The following is a 16,978-nucleotide window of genomic DNA, read 5'->3' as shown; positions in this document are numbered from 1 at the left end:
GAATTGCTTTTTACAAATATAAAAACAATTTTTTTATTGCAAATATGGAAAACCGTAATGTGATATTTTTTTTTCTCTTTATTTTTATACGATATCAAAAACTAAGTAATAATGAAAAAAGTTTTAGGAATCGATCTTGGTAGTAATAGTACTGGTTGGGCAATTAGAAATTTAGATTTAGAAGGCAATCAGATAGAAGATTTTGGAGTGATTACTTTTGAGAAAGGTGTTGCTGCAGAAAAAGGTAATGAATTCCCTAAAGTTCAGAAAAGAACAGAGAGTAGAGGTAAAAGAAGAAATTACCAAGCTGAAAAATACAGGAAGTTTGGAATTTTGCAATTTCTTATCGAAAGAAAGATGTGTCCTCTGTCTATTGAAGATTTTAATAATTGGAAAACTTACAGAAAAGGAAAGAGAAGAGAGTATCCTCAATCCGAAGAATTTCTAAATTGGATAAGATTCGATTTTGATGGTGACGGTTTACCGGACTTTCATTTGTTTGGAAAAGACAAAAACGAGAGTTATTACATTTTTAGAGCCTTTACAGGCAATCCACAATATAAAGATGTATTTGGAAATAATCCTCAAATTTTAGGAAGAGTTTTTTATCAGCTTGTTCAAAGAAGAGGTTTCAAAGGAAGAGATGAGGAAGAAGCTAAGACGATGTTAACCGGAAGTGATAAGAACGGAACAAAAGGAAGAAATGATATTGAGGAATACTTAGATAAACATAAAACTTTAGGCGCTGCACTGTATTATTATCAAAAAGACTTCGGAGGCAGAATAAGGCAAAGATATAACTTAAGAAAAGACAGTGAAGCAGAATTAAAATGGATTTGTGATTTACACGATATTTCTAAGGATGACTATTCTAAACTATGGAAAGCCATCATTTGGCAACGTCCTTTACGAACACAGAAAGGATTAATTGGAAACTGTATTTATGAAAAAGGGAAAAAGAGAGTGGCTGTAAGTCATCCTCTCTATGAGGAATATAGAACTTGGGTTTTTATTAATAACTTAAATATCATTCCACCTTTAGATGAAAATAAACAGGAATATATCCAAGCTAAAATTTATCCGTTATTCTATAAATCAAAACCTGATTTCGAACTAAGCGAAATTGATAAACAGCTAAGGAAGGACGGTGCCAAAAGAACATCAAAGCATCACGAAAAAACAAAAGTACTTTCTCTAAAATTACTTAAACAATTTCAGGATGTTTTTGGAGAAAACTGGAAAGACATACTGAAATGGGATATTAATGGAGAAAGAAGCTCACAGCCTGTCAAAAAATCTCACACCGAATATACTTTTGAAGACGTTTGGCACATTCTAATGACTTTTGACGGACAGGAAAATCTTAAGAAATTTGCTTTAGAAAAACTAAATTTAGATGAAGAAAAAGCGAATAAATTTTCTAAAATCAAATTACAACAAGGTTTTGCGACTTTAAGCCTTTCTGCGATTAAGAAAATTCTTCCCTATTTACAAAAAGGGTTTTTATATAGCCACGCTGTATATATGGCTAATCTGTATAAAATGCTTGGAGAAAATGAAATTTCCGAAACATTGATTAATCATCTTTCTGAAGAGATTTCTAATATTTTAAAATGGGATTCAGTAAACAGAAAAAATGCAGCGATTGTCAATAGCTTAATATCAGAAATGATCAATGATGAAAACCGTTATTATATTACTGATGACAGAGATTTGGATAGTGCTGAAAACAAACTTGTTTTAAAAAGTGTTATTGACAATTACGGACAGGAAAGCTGGGATAAACTTGAAGAAGAAAGTAAAGCTAATATTATCGATTATGTTTCAGCAAAATATCTTGAATTTTTAAAGAAATCATTTTTCGATAAGAAGAATCTTTTTGTACAGTCCGAAAGAATTGACGAAAAGATATTCAATTTTTTAAAAGATACTTATCACGTTTCAGAAGATATGAAGAAATATCTTTGGCATCCGTCTGAACAGGAAAATTATGCTGAGGCTGAAAATTATTTAGAATTTTCGGTAGGAAGGAAAAAATATTACGTTAAAGAAAAAAACAGAAGCGGTTTTCTAACAAAAAATCCAGATGCAGAGTTTGAAGGTCGGGAAATTAAATTATTAGGTAATCCTGAGCCATTAAGTAAAGGATTTAAAAATCCTATGGCATTGAAGTCTCTGCATAAACTCAAAAATTTGGTGAACTATCTTTTACAGGAAGGCAAGATAGATGAAGAAACAAAAGTGGTGATTGAAATTGCAAGAGAGCTTAATGATAAGAATAAAAGGAAAGCAATTGAGATTTGGCAGAAAGAAAGGGAAAAAGAGAATGAAGCTTACAGGAAAGAACTGGCAGTTTATCGGGAGCAGTTTTCTAATGTTAAGCTTATCGATGAAAATACATTAGTCCGTAAAATCAGATTGTGGCATGAACAAAATAAAATTTGCCTTTATACAGGTAAACCAATTTCCTTTTCTGACTTAATTAGTGGTTACAAATATGATTTTGAGCATACAATTCCTGCAAGTATAAGTTTTGATAATGAATTGAAAAATCTCACCATTGCCGACTCGGGATATAACCGTTTACAAAAAGGAAAGAAATTTCCAACGCAATTAGTCAATTATGATAATGAACAGGTTATTAATGGTGAATTCTATAATCCAATAATCAGAAACATAGAATTTCTTTTTGGAGAAAAAAAAATAAAAGAAAAGGAATTAAAAGGTAAAACAGAGAAAATAATTACCTGGAAGAAGATTGAGGAGCTTGAAAAACTATTTGATGAATGGAAAAAGAAAGCTTCTTATGCAAGTACAAAAGAGTACAAAGATTTTTGTATTGTAAAGTATCACACCATAAAAATGGATTTGGATTATTTAAAAGCTAAATTAGCTACTTTTACCATTACAGAATATAAAGCAGGATGGAGAAATAATCAGTTGAGAGATACTCAGATTATCACCAAGTATGCTTTGCCATATTTTAAAACCCTATTCAAAAGAGTTTCTGTGGAAAAAGGTGGAGTTACAGATATCTTTAAGAAAGTTTATAAAGTACAGTCAAAAGATTCTAAAAAAGACAGAAGCGTACATAGTCATCACGCTCAGGATGCCGCAATTCTTACGTTGATTCCAAATGCTTTTCATAGAGAAAGGATTATTAAAGCTTATCAAAACGAAATTGATAATAGGACAGGCAAAACCTATCATGAACTTCCAATGGATTGGGATAATTTTTCTGAAAATTATATCTTGGAGTTAAAAGATAAGGTTTTGATTAATAATCTTACAGATAGCCGAACCATTACACAGACATCTAAAACAGTAAGAAAAAGAGGAAAAATAGATTTTGTTAAAATAAAAAATGAAAAAGGGGAACAAGTATACAAATTAGATGAAAACGGAAATAGAATTCCTAAGATATCAAAAGGTGATACAATTCGTGGCCAGTTGCACGGAGAAACTTTTTATGGAGCCATAAAACAGCCTGTAAGAGACGAGGATAATAAGATTTTGTTTGATGATAACAGAAAAATGATTCTTAAAGATGAAATTTATTTAGCTGTCAGAAAACCCTTGTTATATAAAAAGGATGCTAATTCTCAAGGATTCAAAAGCCTTGAAGAAGTTGAGAAAGCAATTGTTGATAAGGATTTGTTTAAAATAATTAAAAGACAAGTTGAAGAAACAGATTTTAAAACAGCTCTGACTGAAGGTGTTTATATGCTTGATAAAAGTGGCAATAAAGTAAATAAAATAAGAACAATACGCTGTTTCGAAAATGGATTAAAATATGCAACAGCAATTAAAGTTCATCATCACAGTTTTGTTTCAGACAAAGAATACAAAAAGTCCACATTAGCAACCAACGGTGAGAACACGTATTGTCTGTTTTATAAAAGTGATGCCGGTAAAGCAATGAGAATTCTTTCTATTGTAGACTTAGCGGAACTTAAATTAAAAAATGTTCAAAACCTTTTTACCGAGCCGGAGTTTTCTTTTATAAAAACGGGCAGAGGTAAGAATAAATTTCAGTTGCCATTATATTCAATTTTAAAAAAAGGAGACAAGGTTTTATTTTACAAAGATTCAATTAATGAGTTAACTTATTTAAATACTGAAGAACTCTCAGAACGGATGTATAAGGTTTATCAATTTGAAGGAGATTCAAATAGAATGAAATTTCGTCATCATCTAGTAGCAGGAATTGATACTGAATTAAAAAAAGATAACCAAGAGTATTCGTCGTTTAGTTTTGAGGAAAAACAAGTTTTCTTAAGATTAAGTCAAGGACAATGGAATTTTGCAATAGAAGGAAAAGATTTTGAGATGTATATTGATGGAACAATAAAATGGAATTTCTAATATGATCACCCGCTCCATTTACATCGGCAACCCCGCATACCTTAAACTCAAAGACGAGCAGCTGAAAATCCTTTGTACGGAAACCAAGACGGAAAAGGGGAGTGTCCCTGTGGAAGATCTGGGATTGCTGATGCTGGACCATTATCAAATCACCATTTCCCATAACCTGATCCAGAAAATGATGGGAAACAATGTGGTAGTGATCAGCTGTGATGCGCACCACCTCCCGCATGGAATCATGTTGCCGCTGTACGGACATACCGAGCATTCGGACCGAGTAAAAGACCAGCTGGAAGTCAGCGAGCCACTAAAGAAGCAGCTGTGGAAACAGACGGTGGAGTGCAAGATTGAAAACCAGAAAAATGTCCTTGTAAAATTAGGCAAGTATCATGAACCTATGGTTGAATACCAAAGAAATGTAAAGTCAGGTGACAGTACTAATATGGAGGGAATTGCCGCCCAGCATTACTGGAAATACCTGATCAGCCTGGATTTCTTAAGACAGCGTTTCGGGGATTCGCCCAACCCATTTTTCAATTTCGGCTATGCGGTGCTCCGGAGCATTGTTGCCCGGGCTATCGTTGAAACGGGACTGCTTCCGGTTCTCGGCATCTTTCACAAAAACAAATACAATCCTTACTGTCTCGCGGATGATCTGATGGAACCTTACCGTCCATTTATCGATTTGCTGGTGATGCAGTGGCTGAAAGCCTACCCGGAATCTGAGGAACTGACGAAAGAATTCAAAGCGCATATTCTTCAGATTGCGACCAGGGATGTGCTGATTGACGGTAAAACAAGACCTTTGCTGGTGGCTGTAAAATCAACTGCTTCTTCGCTTTATAAATGTTACACGGGAGAAAAGCGGCTGATCTCTTATCCCGAACTAATCTGATGAATTGAATTACTTTTTTACATTGTACATTTTACAAATAAAAATATGAACGCCGAAAGGTTTAATGCATACCGGATTATGTGGGTAATAGTATTGTATGATCTCCCAACCGAAACGAAAGCGAATATGAAGGATGCTAACCGTTTCCGAAAAGCGCTGATCGATGACGGCTTTATGCTGTTCCAGTTTTCCATGTACGTACGCCACTGCCCAAGCCGTGAAAATGCGGAAGTGCATATCAAGCGTGTAAAATTTATGCTGCCTAAAGCAGGAAAAGTAGCGATTATGTGCATTACGGACAAACAGTTCGGCGATATCGAGATTTTCTTTGCCAGGAATAAAGAAGAACCGCCTCCAACCTTCCAACAGCTCGAACTCTTCTGATTTTTTCAATCCTAATCAATAAATAAACCCACTGCAATTCAGTGGGTTAAATGTTGAGGTTGTGTTGTATCACGAAGATACGAATAAATGAAAGCAATTCACAACAAAACATACCTGAAAGAATTATACAAAGACGTTGTGTTGTATCACGAAGATACGAATAAATGAAAGCAATTCACAACTCGTACCCCGATATTCACATTACAAAACAGGTTGTGTTGTATCACGAAGATACGAATAAATGAAAGCAATTCACAACTCTTTTATGAAAATCAAGTTGGTATTATTTGTTGTGTTGTATCACGAAGATACGAATAAATGAAAGCAATTCACAACTCCGTCGATGTTTTGCGTAGTGGCCGTAACGTTGTGTTGTATCACGAAGATACGAATAAATGAAAGCAATTCACAACAACTTACATTACCGGTACCAAATGCCGATTGTTGTGTTGTATCACGAAGATACGAATAAATAAAAGCAATTCACAACTATACCTTAAAGATGGAAAGAAATACTACTGTTGTGTTGTATCACGAAGATACGAATAAATGAAAGCAATTCACAACGTTGACGAACCAGGGGTTAATATTCGCGTAGTTGTGTTGTATCACGAAGATACGAATAAATGAAAGCAATTCACAACTTTGGGCGAAGCGGAAGCATTGCGGGCTCAGTTGTGTTGTATCACGAAGATACGAATAAATGAAAGCAATTCACAACTTTAGGATGAAAGCGGAATAGCGTCTTTTCGTTGTGTTGTATCACGAAGATACGAATAAATGAAAGCAATTCACAACATTAAAGGCAGCCGGAATTAATCCCCACTTGTTGTGTTGTATCACGAAGATACGAATAAATGAAAGCAATTCACAACAATAGGCCCGTATAAATAGCGCAGCGGCTTGTTGTGTTGTATCACGAAGATACGAATAAATGAAAGCAATTCACAACCGTCCGGATAGTGTTTTCTTCCACAGATTGGTTGTGTTGTATCACGAAGATACGAATAAATGAAAGCAATTCACAACTCCACCTGGAATATATCCTCTCTTGGGTTAGTTGTGTTGTATCACGAAGATACGAATAAATGAAAGCAATTCACAACAAATAATCGTCGGTGTCAAAGACAAGGTTCGTTGTGTTGTATCACGAAGATACGAATAAATGAAAGCAATTCACAACTGCCGGGGGAGATTAAAAAAGAAAACGATGGTTGTGTTGTATCACGAAGATACGAATAAATGAAAGCAATTCACAACTCATTGGCTGCAATTCACCATAAACATCCTGTTGTGTTGTATCACGAAGATACGAATAAATGAAAGCAATTCACAACTGAAGGGATGATTGCCGGAGCTCTTTCTTTGTTGTGTTGTATCACGAAGATACGAATAAATGAAAGCAATTCACAACCCTCATGCGCTTGTAAATGGCGAATTCTGGGTTGTGTTGTATCACGAAGATACGAATAAATGAAAGCAATTTACAACCACCTTGTGGAGAATACGGGATTCGAACCCGTTGTGTTGTACCCCAAAGATACAATCAAATGAAATAGTCCAAAGATGATCTGCATAAAAGTTAAATCAGGGAATTTGTATCAAATTTCACCCTGTTCCCCGAAATATTCCGTTTCATCCGTTCAACAATTCAATTATTAGTGATAGTTTTGCAGGTTGTTAGTTTAGGTCAGCGGCCATGATGCATAAAATTCTCCTGATTCCGTTTTTTTTGATGTTCCTTGCGCTTCGGGCACAGGATCCGGCCCGTTATCAGGCGGTCTATGCAAAAACCTATCTGGAGACTTCTCAGAAGGACTTCGGCCAGGCTTTGAAGGTTGCCGATTCCCTGTATGAAATCTCGGAGACCCCTTATTTCAAAACCAAGAGCCTGATGCTGTCGGCGTCGCTGTACCAGCAGGCGGGGGACGTGGAAAAGGCGGTGGCATATGCCGGGCGGTCAGCCGATATTATCGGGGAGGCAGGGAACCCTGCCTGGGAAGCCCGGGTCTACGGGTTCCTTGCCACGCAATACCGGATCCTGAAGCTGTATAAAAAATCGAAAAAGTACATCGACAAAGCACTGGAAGTGGGGCAGGCCATAAAGGAAGAACCGGCCCGCAACAGCATCCAGGGCCTGATGTATCAGGAAATGGCCTATTACGAAAGCGAGCGGAAGAATTATAAAAAATCCATCCGGTACATTGAAACGGCCCAGTCGCACTTTAACAGGACCAAAGAAAACCTGGATTTCTTTACCGCCAACAACGAACAGCTGACGGGCCTCAATTATTTCTATGCCGGATCGTATGAAAAAGCAATGGACCATTACCGGAAAGCCCTGGCGCTCGCAGGAAAGTCCCCGGAAAACTTCCTCACCGGGCTTATCTGCAACGGGATGGCGGCCGTTTACCTGAAGCAGGGCGACCTTAAAAATACCGAAGCTTACCTCGAAAAGGCCCAGAAGATTGCGGAAAGCTCCAATTATCCCCGGCTGAAAATAGAAGTGAATGCCACTTCCCGGGAATACTACGCAAAACTGGACGACAATAAAAAATCCGCCGAAATACAGCAGAAAACCGATACCCTGAACACCGCCCTTGCCGAAAAGGAAAGTGCCTTTATCGATGATTCTTATATGAAGATGGAACACCGGGCGGAGGAAGCTGAAAAGGACAGCGGCCATAAAAACCACCTCCTTCTGGCCGGGACTTTTCTGCTCACGGGCTGTTCCGTTGCATTTTTCAGGTACCGGAAACGCCAGATCAGGAATACCGACAGGATCAGCCGGCTGCTGCAGGAATATGAGAGCAGGAAAACCCCGGCGGATGAAATGCCGGAACCGGCACCCCCAGGGCCGGAGGCGGCAGGTGCCGAAAACGGGGAAAGTACCGTAATGACATCGGAAACCGAGCAGAAGCTCCTCCGGCAGCTCAGGGAGTTTGAGGAATCGGTGCTGTTTACAGACCGGAACATGTCCCTGCCTTTTCTTGCCGCCCACCTGGGAACCAACATCAAATACCTTTCCCATATCATCAACCGGTACAAGGAAAAGGATTTTAACAATTACATCAATGAGCTGAGAGTCAATTATATCATCCGGCAGCTTCGGGAAAACCCCGAATTCAGGAAATACAAGATCGCAGCGCTGGCCGAGGAATCCGGCTTTTCGTCCGCCAATAAATTTACCACGGTTTTCAAAAAGGTTACCGACGTCCCGCCTTCCGTTTTTATCAGGCATATCCGGGAACTGGCCATCGGTGAAGGGTAAGGCAGCCGGGGGAAAATGAAATACCCCTTTCCTGTTTACAGAAATACGCTGCTTCCTCCGGAGGCTGCCTTATCCGGTGTATTCTGGCAGTGTTCCCTATAAAGGTTCTTCTGTGATGTTAAAAACACTTCCGGCCTGTTTAACCCGATTTCTGTTTGGGTGCACGTTATTTTAAAGCAGGTTTTCCCGGCTTAATATCATCTTCCTGTTTTGTATTTTTTATTTAAAAAAACACCGTACCGGATTTCGGATCTGGTGCTTTTCCGCCTGTTCCATCATTATTTCTGCATCGGGCAGCTCCGTTCCTGCCGGGATTGCGGGATATAAAATCTCCTTTAGCATGCGGCGGGCCGACATGCTTCCCGGATACCGTTCTCCGGATCAGGGCACAGCGCCGCAGGCTGCGGTATTCCCGGAGTGTATCTGTCAGATTCGCGAATCTGATAGGGCAAACAGGTGTATGCCGTTAGAATTCAGCGTAGTTTTGCCACCGTTCCATTCAGACGGTTCTAAAAAACAATGATCAAAATTTTCCCTTAATCCAATCATTTTTTAATTAAAAAAATACCCAATGAGAAATCACATGAAATTATTTCTGACCTTATCCCTGCTGCTGCCGGGATTGCTCCTCAGCCTGAAGTCGCAGGTCTGTACGGTGGACGTCAACGGACAGACCTTTGCGATGGGGGACGGCTCATCCATTCCGGCCGGAACGCCGCACACCTTTACCCAGCCCGCGACCAACTACGGATTCACGCTCGATATCTACAGCCTTGATAATTCATTCAACATGAACATCAACGGTACCCTGCTGGCTACCCAGGAAATTGAGTTTGCCACCGGTGCGGGGCTTACCCAGAATATACAGTTTGCCGACGGCGCAAAATGGCAGGACGGCAATGTGCCGGCCGTATGGAGCATTTCCGGAAGCGCTTCCACGACACCGGCGGTACGCGTGGTCATCAGCCCTACGGGCGGTATTACCATGTTCGGCAGCAAAAGCTCGGGCGGCCCCCTTTTACCGCTGGTTCTTACCAACGGGAATGCCTTCAATACCATCAGCTGGAATACCACCGGAAACAATTCGGTAACCGTCACCCAGAATGTAGTGGGGCCTACAAGGATCTCCGGCTACGGAAGCGGAAAAAATACCGTTCCCTGCCATTGTACACAGCCGGGCGCAGCGGGCACCCCTGCCGGTTTTACAAAAATGGGAATCCTGACGAAAGGAAGCAAAACCGTAACCAACTGGCCGGAAAGCGTACCGAACGGCCACATCGTGCTGGATGCCTCCGACAAAGGAATGGTGATCAGCCATATGACCACCGCCCAGAGGAATGCCCTCGTCCCTGTAGAAGGAATGCTGATTTACAATACCGATCTTAAGTGCGTGCAGCTTTACAGGGGCAGTGCGCCCGCCATCGACGCTGCCCGGACAGGATGGAACTGCATCAGCAGGGGATGTAATGAAAACCGTTAAATCACAAAAAAAATAAAAATGAATATCATCATCAAAGCTCTAGTTTCCCTGCCTGTTTTTCTGTTGCCGGCTGCTGTCTGTGCACAGGTGGCTATTGGAAAACAGGCCCTTACAAATTCAAGTGTCCTTCTGGAATTCAACAACGAAGCCAAAGGAATCATATTGCCGTCGGTAGCATCTGCACCGGGTGCCGCAGGAGGCACATTCGTATTCAATACGGCAGACCGGTCCGTCCAGGTATTCCAGAATACCGGCTGGACGCTGCTTACCGACAGCAGTCAGGGAGTGGTTCACTCCTATACCAATTCGGGAACCGAAACCGGTGCAGGCACCATCATCGGAGCCACTTCCTCTGCAAAGCCGGGCGTGCTGGTCATGGAGTCCGCCACGAAAGCGATGGTTCTTCCCAAGGTCGCCAACCCGCACCTGAACATCCGGGGAGCCATTGCAGGAACCATGGTGTACGATACCGTGTCTTCCGCACTGGCCGTCTATGACGGTGCCCAGTGGAGCTACTGGAAATAACCGGTCTTTTACGGATTTGAACATTTAACCGGTGTTATACATATTCTCAGTAAACCCCTTCGCATGAAGGGGTTTTTTGCATGGGATTTACAGACGGCCGGAGCCCGTTAAATCGATCATTCCCCGTCAGGGATGAAGCCGGTGAAAGTATTCGGATCAGGTGGCTTGTTATAAAACGGCAGGGCCCTTTCACCGCAGCAGCAATGCGATGCCTGGGATTCCCGGAGGCGGAGGATGTGGCTTCGAGAGCCTCAGCCACCGTGGGAAGTTGTAGCTGGTGTTATGGTTGTAAAAGTCCGATGCCTGAGGCTCTCGAAGGCAGAGGGTGTGGCTTCGACTCCGCTCAGCCACCGTTGAGTTGTAGCAGGTGTTATGGTGTTGTAAAGGTCCGATGCCTGAGGCTCTCGAAGGCAGAGGAGTGTGGCTTCGAGAGCCTCAGCCACCGTGGGAAGTTGTAGTTGTGGTTAAGGTTGTGAAAGTTGTCCGATGCCTGAAGCTCCCGGAGGTGGAGGTGTGGCTTCGAGAGCCTCAGCCACCGTTGAGTTGTAGCAGGTGTTATGGTGTTGTAAAGGTACGATGCCTGGGGTTCCCGGAGGCGGAGGAGTGTGGCTTCGAGAGCCTCAGCCACCGTTGAGTTGTAGCAGGTGTTATGGTGTTGTAAAAGTGCGATGCCTGGGGTTCCCGGAGGCGGAGGAGTGTGGCTTCGAGAGCCTCAGCCACCGGGTGTTGATTGAGTTGTTGCCAGTGTGGTGAAGGTCCGATGCCTGAGGCTCTCGAAGGTGGAGAAAGGTGGATTTTGCTTCAGAAAAATCATTATTTTTATTGCTGAAAAAAACATTTATGACGAAAGGATATCTTTATATTCTCCTCTGCTCCGACGGCAGTTATTACACCGGGAGTACCAACGACCTCGAACGGAGGCTGGCCCAGCATCAGTCCGGGGAAGGAGCCAACCATACCCGGAAGCGTCTTCCGGTCCGGCTGGTCTATTATGAAGAATATGACCGCATTGATCTGGCTTTTTACCGCGAAAAGCAGATCCAGGGCTGGAGCCGGAGAAAAAAGGAGGCGTTGATTAATGGTGCACCGGAACTTCTGCCCGCACTGGCCATAGCATACCGGGACCTGAGAAACTCCGATGCCTGAGGTTCCCGAAGGTGGAGGTGTGGCTTCGAGAGCCTCAGCCACCGTAGGGTTGTAGCTGGTGTTATGGTTGTAAGGGTCCGATGCCTGAGGCTCTCGAAGGCGGAGGTGTGGCTTCAGCTCCGCTCAGCCACCGGGTGTTGATTGAATTGTTGTCAGGGTTGTAAAGGTCCGATGCCTGAGGCTCTCGAAGGCAGAGGTGTGGCTTCGAGAGCCTCAGCCACCGTAGGGTTGTAGCTGGTGTTATGGTTGTAAGGGTCCGATGCTTGGGGTTCCCGAAGGCGGAGGGTGTGGCTTCGAGAGCCTCAGCCACCGTAGGGTTGTAGCTGGTGTTATGGTTGTAAGGGTCCGATGCCTGAGGCTCTCGAAGGCAGAGGTGTGGCTTCGAGAACCTCAGCCACCGGGTGTCGATTGAATTGTTGTCAGGGTTGTAAAGGTACGATACCTGATGTTCCCGAAGGCGGAGGTGTGGCTGAGCGGAGCCGAAGCCCCGGGATCACCCCGATTTCAGCCACGGTACAGGCATTTCCCGAGATCAGCTTTACTGCAGTAAAACGGATGTACCGTGCGGAGACCGGTTGCTTAAAAATAACCTGCTGTTCTACCGGGTTGGCTTTGATGTTGGAAAATTCGCCTTCCGCAGCAGACTGCCAATGGGTACCGTCAGTGCCGGTTTCGATGCGGTAATGGCTGACGGTGCCGTCTGGTTTTCCGTCCTGGCGGGGCAGGTACGTACATCCGCTCAGGTTTTGCCGTTTTCCCGTATCAATCACAAATCCTGTTGGAGAAGATGATGTGATCGTCGGGCTTTGCCAGAACGTTTCCGGGTTGTCATCGATGGCATACGCTGCCGGATGGGCAGCATCCGTACCTTCGGGACCGGTGATTTTCCACCCGGATTTTACAGGGCCAAACCGGAGGACCGCGGCTTCGCTTTGCTGGCCGTTATCCACCGATATGGCTTTGACCATTCCGCCATCAGGCAGTATAAAAGGCTGATGGTATCTTAAGGAGTTCGGGGTAGGCATGCTCCCGTCAAGGGTATAGTAAATGGCGGAAGGGGAATATCCGGAAAAAATCGTGATCTTTCCGCCCGGATTTCTCCGGATGCGTGGCTTTTCTGTGATCACCGGTTCGTTGTACAGGCCGAAGTCACTTAAAGCTATGGCTGCCGGCGACTGGGTAATGGTCAGGCGTATCTGATCCGTGGTGATCCTTTCAGGGAGACGGATGAGACGGTTCGGACCGATGCTGGTTGCCGAGGCGATCTTCTCCCATCTTCCGTTGAGAAAGGCTTCCGCTTCAAAAGCTTCGATCCGCTGGCCCAGCTTTATATTTTCCCGTAAACGGATGATGTTAAAGGTCTTTTCAGCAGGAAGGGTAACGGTCAGCTCAGGCGTCGTGATTTCATCATCGGTGGCCCAACAGGTATACCGGTCCTGATCGAGCAGGTGCTGCGGGCCGTATTGGGAAAGGTTGTTCCCGCGGACATTACCGGCTTTTAAAACGGCGCCTTCCGCAAGGTTCACGGCAAAAGTCTGTTTCAGCAGTTTCCCGAACTGCTGGAGCGAACTTACGTCTTCGGGGTTCAGCTGGCCGTGAGGGTTAGGGGAGAGGCCCAGATCCAGGTTGGCCCCCCGGCCCACGCTTTTATAGTAGAGGTCCAGCAGTTCGGCCGGTGTTTTTACCTGGCTGTCTTCGCGGGCATGGTAAAACCAGCCCGGCCGGAGGGAAACATCGCATTCCGCAGGCATCCAGTATTTTCCGTTCCGGGTACCTTCAATGCCCAGTTCATATCGGGTAAAACCGTTGGACGGCTTCTTCCCTTCTTCAGGAGCCTGCGGTTCATAAGTGGCCCAGGAGGTTTCCCCGGCATGGCCGTCTTCGTTGCCTACCCAGCGGACATCCGGCCCCGCATCTCCGAAAATCACGGCTTCCGGCTGCATCTTTCGGGTAATGGCCCAGGTCGCAGGCCAGTCGTAATACGTTGCCCGGTCGATTTTCCGGGTCCCGCGGGCATTTCCGTAATAGCCGTCTCCGCCGTTGGCCCCGTCATGCCATGAGATAAACAGGTCCCCGTAATCACGATACAGCTCCTGAAGCTGTTTCCGGTACATCTCAACATACCCGGGAGTACCGTAGAGCGGACTGTTGCGGTCCCACGGCGAACAGTAAATGCCCATTTTCATGCCCAGCTTTTCACAGGCTTTCCGGTATTCTTTTACGATGTCGCCTTTCCCGTTTTTCCACGGGCTTTTTCTGACGCTGTAATCCGTGGTCCTGGTAGGCCACAGGCAGAGCCCGTCATGGTGCTTGGCCACCACGATGATGCCCTTGAATCCGCCGGCTTTCGCTGCCGAAACAATCTGCTCCGCATCGAAATCCGACGGATTGATCAGCGCAGGGTCTTCATCCCCGTAGCCCCATTCCTTGTCGGTATATGTTCCGGTACTGAAATGGATGATGCAGTACATTTCCATTTCATGCCACTTCAGCTGTGCTTCGGAAGGCAGGGCTCCGTAAGGCTTCAGCGGCTGTTGGGCATGGCTGAATAACGCGGTTAAAACAATTCCGAAGGTCAGTATCCGATTTTTCATTTCTTGCTGTTTTGGTCCAGAACCGGATGATCCAGAGAAGGAAGCTGCCGGTGGTTGCTTTCCAGTTCATCAAACACCACGATCTCATTTTTTCCTTTCCTTAGCCAGGAAGCCGGTACGTAAAGGGTCTGCTGCGGGCCGATGTTCCAGTACTTGCCGAGGTGATGGCCATTCAGGAAGACAAACCCTTTCCCGAAGGTGCGCATATCCAGATAGGTATCCCCCAGCTGCTGGAGGGTAAAGCGGCCTTTGTACAAGGCCGGATGGCCGGTTTTCTGATCCGTATTTTTGCTGAAAGAAAATGTTCCTGCCGTTTTAAAAGGGAAACGGTACATGTTCCAACCGTAAATCTCCCGGCCGTCAACGGAAACCGATCCGGTAATGCCATGCCGGTTGTCGTTCAGAAACGGACCGTAATTGATCCGGCCGTTGTTTTCCACCCAAAGATCGAGAACGGCATCCGAGGAAATTCCGGTCAGGTTCATTGAGTCCTGCTTCAGCCTGCGGTCGAGGCTTCCCTGGTATTTTCCGTCGACATACACCTGCGCGTAATCCCTGAGCTCTTTCAGCTTCAGCATGCCTCCTTTTTTGATGGTAGTCCGGTATAAAACAAAACCGTAGGCCTGGTCCAGATCCTCAAAGGGTAATGGTTGTCCGGCCGTTTCCGGTTTCGGGAGCTGACTGAAAAGACCGGCGTACTGCTCCAGGGCAATATCCGGGATTTTTATGGCCGGCTTTGCCGCAGGAACCGGTGGTAAAGTTTCCCCTGCCGGAAGGTGGGCGGCAATCACTTTCCGGAATGCATAGAATTTCTCCGTCGGGTGGCCGGCTTCATCCAGCGGGGCATCGTAGTCGTAGCTGGAAACCTGGGGCGAATAAGGATTATCTTTATTCATATTGGCGCCGTTCATGAATCCGCGGGTCGTCCCGCCGTGAAACATATACATATTCACGGAGATTCCGGCAGCCAGCAGCTGGTCCAGGGTTTTCGCCGACTGTTCGGCGGATACGTCCGCATGCTTTTTCCCCCAGTCGTCGAACCATCCGGGATACCATTCCGCTACATAATACGGGCCTTTGCCGTTGTGGTATCTGTTGATCAGGGTTTTTACCTGTGCCGGGTCTTCCAGTCCGTTGACGGCCGGAAGGTAACCCGGCAGGTAACCGTCCGGCATTCTGTCGGCACCGTCGCAGGTGAAAAGGATGCCGTCGAAACCGGCTTCCCTGAAGATTTTCCGGTTGAGGTCCAGATACGTTTTATCGTTGCTGTAGGATCCGTATTCGTTTTCGATCTGGATCATCAGGATATTGCCGCCGTGGGTGATCTGAAGCGGAATCAGCTGCTTGGCGAGGGCCTTGATGTAGCGGCTGTATACGGACATAAATTTCGGATCGGTGCTTCTTACCTGCATCTGCCGGTCTTTCAGCAGCCACCACGGGTAACCGCCGAATTCCCATTCCGCACACACGTAAGGGCTGGGCCGCAACACCACCCACAGGCCCTCTTCATGAGCGGTTCTTATAAATTCCGCAATATCGTTGTTCCCGCTGAAATCATACACCCGCGGGGTTTCTTCGTGCACATTCCAGAATACATAGGTTCCGATGGTATTCAGCCCCATGGCTTTGGCCATCTTCATCCGCTCGCGCCACGACTCCCGCGGAATGCGGGGATAATGCATTTCGCCGGAAATCATCTGCAGCGGCTTTCCGTCCAGCAGGAAGTCGGATTCGCCAAGGGTAAAGGTATGGCGGGCGGGCTGCTGGGCAAAAGAAAAAAATCCTCCCCCGCACAGGAAAAAAACACTTAAAATAGCATAAAGTCTGCTCATATCGGATCACTCGTTTTAGAAAGGCTTAAATTAATCCAAAACCGGCAATACCACAAACCGGAATGATGATTTCTGGAAATTCTCAGATCAGGTGGCTTCGAGAGCCTCAGCCACCGCGGGAAGTTGCAGTTGTGGTTATGGTTGTGAAAGTTGTCCGATGCCTGAGGTTCCCGGAGGCGGAGGGTGTGGCTTCGAGAGCCTCAGCCACCGTGGGAAGTTGTGGTTATTGTTGTAAAGGTCCGATGCCTGAGGTTCCCGGAGGCGGAGGATGTGGCTTCGAGAGCCTCAGCCACCGTAGGGTTGTGGCTGGTGTTATGGTTGTAAAGGTCCGATGCCTGAGGCTCCCGAAGGCGGAGGATGTGGCTTCGAGAGCCTCAGCCACCGCGGGAAGTTGCAGTTGTGGTTATGGTTGTGAAAGTTGTCCGATGCCTGAGGTTCCCGGAGGCGGAGGGTGTGGCTTCGAGAGCCTCAGCCACCGTGGGAAGT

At 45.3% G+C, this 16,978-nt stretch carries 9 protein-coding genes and 1 CRISPR repeat array; of the genes, 7 read left to right on the top strand and 2 right to left on the bottom strand.

The window, feature by feature from the left end; translation table 11 throughout:
* The first annotated feature begins 111 nt into the window (after window positions 1–111).
* From cas9 to FY557_RS13830, 7 genes are all read left to right on the top strand, one after another.
* Window positions 112–4,365 (top strand): type II CRISPR RNA-guided endonuclease Cas9, encoded by a 4,254-nt coding sequence (gene cas9 / locus FY557_RS13860; protein ID WP_149247834.1) that lies wholly within the window; start codon window positions 112–114, stop codon window positions 4,363–4,365.
* 1 nt (window position 4,366) lies between these two features.
* Window positions 4,367–5,260 carry a type II CRISPR-associated endonuclease Cas1 gene (gene cas1 / locus FY557_RS13855; RefSeq protein ID WP_149247833.1) on the top strand — a complete coding sequence of 298 codons (894 nt, stop codon included), beginning with the start codon at window positions 4,367–4,369 and terminating at the stop codon, window positions 5,258–5,260.
* A gap of 45 nt (window positions 5,261–5,305) precedes the next feature.
* Window positions 5,306–5,644: a CRISPR-associated endonuclease Cas2 gene (cas2, locus tag FY557_RS13850; RefSeq protein ID WP_149247832.1), complete on the top strand. Its 339-nt coding sequence runs from the start codon at window positions 5,306–5,308 to the stop codon at window positions 5,642–5,644.
* 58 nt (window positions 5,645–5,702) lie between these two features.
* Window positions 5,703–7,135: a CRISPR direct-repeat array (repeat unit 47 nt; unit sequence GTTGTGTTGTATCACGAAGATACGAATAAATGAAAGCAATTCACAAC).
* A gap of 208 nt (window positions 7,136–7,343) precedes the next feature.
* The gene (locus FY557_RS13845; RefSeq protein WP_149247831.1) at window positions 7,344–8,915 is read left to right on the top strand and encodes an AraC family transcriptional regulator; all 1,572 of its coding nucleotides are present in this window, start codon (window positions 7,344–7,346) and stop codon (window positions 8,913–8,915) included.
* A 571-nt stretch (window positions 8,916–9,486) separates the two neighbouring features.
* Complete coding sequence (locus FY557_RS13840; RefSeq protein WP_149247830.1) at window positions 9,487–10,395, top strand: hypothetical protein; 909 nt, start codon at window positions 9,487–9,489, stop codon at window positions 10,393–10,395.
* An 18-nt stretch (window positions 10,396–10,413) separates the two neighbouring features.
* Entirely contained in the window at window positions 10,414–10,920 is a 507-nt protein-coding gene (locus tag FY557_RS13835) for a hypothetical protein (protein ID WP_149247829.1), read from the top strand.
* A gap of 840 nt (window positions 10,921–11,760) precedes the next feature.
* Window positions 11,761–12,066: a GIY-YIG nuclease family protein gene (locus tag FY557_RS13830; RefSeq protein WP_149247828.1), complete on the top strand. Its 306-nt coding sequence runs from the start codon at window positions 11,761–11,763 to the stop codon at window positions 12,064–12,066.
* A 419-nt stretch (window positions 12,067–12,485) separates the two neighbouring features.
* Here FY557_RS13830 and FY557_RS13825 read toward each other — a convergent pair whose 3' ends face one another.
* Both FY557_RS13825 and FY557_RS13820 read right to left on the bottom strand, forming a co-directional pair.
* Entirely contained in the window at window positions 12,486–14,660 is a 2,175-nt protein-coding gene (locus FY557_RS13825) for an alpha-L-fucosidase (RefSeq protein WP_149247827.1), read from the bottom strand.
* A complete protein-coding gene (locus FY557_RS13820) occupies window positions 14,657–16,492 on the bottom strand; it encodes a glycoside hydrolase family 35 protein (protein ID WP_149247826.1) in 1,836 nt (611 codons plus the stop codon). The genes FY557_RS13825 and FY557_RS13820 overlap by 4 nt, the downstream gene beginning before the upstream one ends.
* Between the last annotated feature and the right edge of the window lie 486 nt (window positions 16,493–16,978).

It is taken from the genome of Chryseobacterium sp. SN22, assembly GCF_008329705.1.
In the GTDB taxonomy this organism is placed as follows: domain Bacteria; phylum Bacteroidota; class Bacteroidia; order Flavobacteriales; family Weeksellaceae; genus Chryseobacterium.
The sequence above is the reverse complement of the archived record's forward strand: the minus strand, read 5'-3'. Positions and strand labels throughout refer to the sequence as shown.

Bases quoted from the DNA above. Each gene is read 5' to 3' on its own strand.
- FY557_RS13840 (WP_149247830.1), top strand. From the start codon at position 9,487: ATGAGAAATCACATGAAATTATTTCTGACCTTATCCCTGCTGCTGCCG.
- FY557_RS13835 (WP_149247829.1), top strand. From the start codon at position 10,414: ATGAATATCATCATCAAAGCTCTAGTTTCCCTGCCTGTTTTTCTGTTG.
- FY557_RS13830 (WP_149247828.1), top strand. From the start codon at position 11,761: ATGACGAAAGGATATCTTTATATTCTCCTCTGCTCCGACGGCAGTTAT.
- cas2 (WP_149247832.1), top strand. From the start codon at position 5,306: ATGAACGCCGAAAGGTTTAATGCATACCGGATTATGTGGGTAATAGTA.
- cas9 (WP_149247834.1), top strand. From the start codon at position 112: ATGAAAAAAGTTTTAGGAATCGATCTTGGTAGTAATAGTACTGGTTGG.
- FY557_RS13820 (WP_149247826.1), bottom strand. From the start codon at position 16,492: ATGAGCAGACTTTATGCTATTTTAAGTGTTTTTTTCCTGTGCGGGGGA.
- cas1 (WP_149247833.1), top strand. From the start codon at position 4,367: ATGATCACCCGCTCCATTTACATCGGCAACCCCGCATACCTTAAACTC.
- FY557_RS13845 (WP_149247831.1), top strand. From the start codon at position 7,344: ATGATGCATAAAATTCTCCTGATTCCGTTTTTTTTGATGTTCCTTGCG.
- FY557_RS13825 (WP_149247827.1), bottom strand. From the start codon at position 14,660: ATGAAAAATCGGATACTGACCTTCGGAATTGTTTTAACCGCGTTATTC.